Below are 2,810 nucleotides of genomic sequence, written 5' to 3' on the forward strand. Positions count from 1 at the left end.
GCGGCCCGCCCGCGCCGCACCCGGCGCCCCCGTCCCGTGCCGCGGTGGTGCCGGGGCTGTGGACGCCTGCCGGTGACGGCCTGCTGGACCGCGCCGTGGCGCGGGTGGCGACGTGGAGCCTGCGGCTGCTCGTCATCGCCGCGGGCCTGGCCCTGCTGACCTGGGTCGTCGTCCAGCTGTGGAGCGTGGTGCTGCCCGCGGCGGTGGCGCTGCTGCTGGCGACCCTGCTGTGGCCGCCGGTGCGGTGGATGCGCACCGTGCTGCCGGACGCCGTGGCGGCGGCCGTGGCGGTGCTGGGCACGCTGGGTCTGCTCGCCGGGCTGGTGGCGGTGCTGGTGCCCCGGATGACGGGGCAGGTGCAGCAGCTGGCCGGGCAGGTGGGCGGGGGGCTGGCGACGGTCCAGCGCGTCGTGAACGACCCGCCGCTGGGGCCGCTGGAGCAGCTGCCCTTCGCGGTGGACACCGACCAGCTGACGCGGACGGCCGACACCCTGCTGGTGCGCCTGCAGGAGGGTGTGCAGGACGCGGCGATCGCGCTGCTGGGGAGCTTGTCCAGCATCGGCGGCGGCATCCTGACGGCGCTGCTGGCCCTGGTGCTGTGCTTCCTCTTCCTCAAGGACGGGCCGCGCTTCGCCCCGTGGCTGGCGGCGCAGGTGGGCACCCGCGCGGGAGGGCACCTGCCGGAGCTGCTGGCCCGCACGTGGGCGGCGCTGGGCGGCTACATCCGCTCCCAGGCGGTGGTGGCGCTGCTGGACGCGGTCTGCATCGGGGTGGGGCTGGCGCTGCTGGACGTGCCGTTCGCGCTGCCGCTGGCGGTGCTGGTGTTCTTCGGCGGGTTCCTGCCGATCGTGGGGGCGGTGGCCACGGGGGTGCTGGCGGCGCTGGTGGCGCTGGTGGCGCACGGCGGCACGCGGATGCTGCTGGTCATCGCGCTGGTGCTGGTGGTGCAGCAGCTGGACAGCAACGTGTTCCAGCCCTACCTGGTGGGGCGGGTGCTGTCGCTGCACCCGGCGGTGGTGCTGCTGGTGGTGGCCGCGGGGGGCTCGCTGCGGGGGATCGCGGGCAGCTTCCTGGCGGTGCCGGCGGCGGCGGTGGTGGCGACGGTGTACCGCTACGTGCGGGAGGCGGGCGCGGCGCACGTGGAAGCGGCGGCGGCCGGGGCCGGTGCCCCGGCGGTCGCCCCGGCGGTCGCCCCGACCGATGCCCCGGCGGGTGCCCCGGCCGATGCTCCGGCGGTCGCCCCGACCGATGCCCCGGACGATGCCGTGGTCCCCGCCGCGTGGGTCAGCTCGACGCCGCCGTCAGGTGCGCCAGCTCCTCGCCCGTGAGCTCCAGCTCGACGGCGGCGAGGAGGTCGGGGACCTGCTCGGGGGTGCGGGCGCTGGCGATGGGCGCGGCGACGGTCTCCTGGGCGGCCAGCCAGGCCAGCGACACGGCGGTGACGGGTACCGCGTGGGCGGCGGCCACGTCGTCGAGGGCGGCGAGGACGCGCAGCCCGCGGGGGTCCTCCAGGTACCGGGAGGCGCTGGCGCTGCGGACGCTGTCCACGGCGGTGCCGGGGCGGTACTTGCCGGTGAGGAAGCCCATCGCGAGGGCGAAGTACGGCACGGCGGAGAGGCCCTCGGCGGCGACGACGTCGGCGGTGCGGCCCTCGTAGCCGGAGCGCTCCAGCAGGTTGTAGTGGTTCTGCAGGGCGACGTAGGGGGTGAAGCCCTCGCGGCGGGACACCCCGAGCGCCGCCTCCAGGCGGGGGGCGTCGTAGATGGAGGCCGCGACGTGGCGGACCTTGCCGGCGGTGACGAGCTCGTCGAAGGCGCCGAGGGTCTCCTCCAGCGGGGTGTCCGGGTCGTCGGCGTGGGCCCAGTAGAGGTCGATGCGGTCGGTCCGCAGCCGCCGCAGCGAGGCGTCGCAGGCCCGGCGGATCGTCGCGGCCGACAGCCCCTCGGCGCCGGGCAGCTTGCCGACCTTGGTGGCGAGGACGACGTCGTCGCGGCGGCCGCTGCGCTCGAACCAGGAGCCGATGATCTCCTCCGACGCCTCGCCGCGCTCGCCGCCGGGCCGGCGGCCGTAGACGTCGGCGGTGTCGACGAAGTTGCCGCCGCCGCCGACGTAGGCGTCGAGCACGGCGTGGGAGGTGGCCTCGTCGGCCGTCCAGCCGAAGGGGTTGGCCCCGAGGCAGAGGGGGGTGACGTGCAGCTCGCTGGTCCCGATGCGGTTCACGGGACCGAGCCTGCCGGTGGTGGCGGCCCCCGGCGACCGGAGGGCGGCGGGATGTGCGGCGGGTGTCGAGGACGGCGGCGCGGCTCCGACGTCCCTCGTGCCGGGGCCCGCAGGGGGCCATGCTGGCGCCGAGGAGGTAGCCGTGAAGTACGTGATCCTGATCCACAGCAACCCGGACCCGTGGGGGCACCCGGCGGAGCGGTACACGCCGGAGGGGCGCGTGCTGCCGCCGGAGCAGCACGAGGAGATGTCCCGGGAGTTCGACGCGCTCCTCGCGGAGATCACCGCCTCGGGGGAGTTCGTGGCGGCGGAGGCGCTGGGCGACCCGGCGGCGGCGACGCTGTACGCGTGGACGCCGCAGGGCCACCTGGCCACCGACGGGCCGTACGCGGAGGCCAAGGAGCACCTGGCGGGCCTCTTCCTCGTGGACTGCGCGACGCGGGAGCGCGCGGAGGAGCTGGCCGCGCGGTTCACGGGGCCGGGCAGCGTGGTGGAGCTGCGACCGGTGATGTGGCCCGGCGGCGAGGACGCCTGAGCGGCCGCGGCTGACGCGGGGCGGGCGGAGGCGGTGGCGGCGGGCGCGTCGGCGG

At 76.8% G+C, this 2,810-nt stretch carries 3 protein-coding genes; 2 read left to right on the top strand and 1 reads right to left on the bottom strand.

Annotation, left to right across the window (positions count from 1 at the left end; genetic code table 11):
- The coding region (locus ABEB16_RS20640; protein WP_345714064.1) for an AI-2E family transporter at positions 1 to 1,328 on the top strand (1,328 nt) is incomplete at its 5' end.
- Here ABEB16_RS20640 and ABEB16_RS20645 read toward each other — a convergent pair.
- Positions 1,285 to 2,220 (bottom strand): aldo/keto reductase, encoded by a 936-nt coding sequence (locus ABEB16_RS20645; protein WP_345714065.1) that lies wholly within the window; start codon positions 2,218 to 2,220, stop codon positions 1,285 to 1,287. The two genes, ABEB16_RS20640 and ABEB16_RS20645, sit on opposite strands and share 44 nt — an antisense overlap.
- 142 nt (positions 2,221 to 2,362) lie before the next feature.
- On the opposite strand from ABEB16_RS20645, the gene ABEB16_RS20650 reads away from it, so the two are divergent.
- Positions 2,363 to 2,755, top strand: coding sequence for a YciI family protein (locus ABEB16_RS20650; protein WP_345714066.1), 393 nt, complete (start codon positions 2,363 to 2,365; stop codon positions 2,753 to 2,755).
- Positions 2,756 to 2,810: the final 55 nt, after the last annotated feature.

The sequence above is a fragment of the Kineococcus glutinatus genome (assembly GCF_039542765.1).
In the GTDB taxonomy this organism is placed as follows: Bacteria; Actinomycetota; Actinomycetes; order Actinomycetales; family Kineococcaceae; genus Kineococcus_A; species Kineococcus_A glutinatus.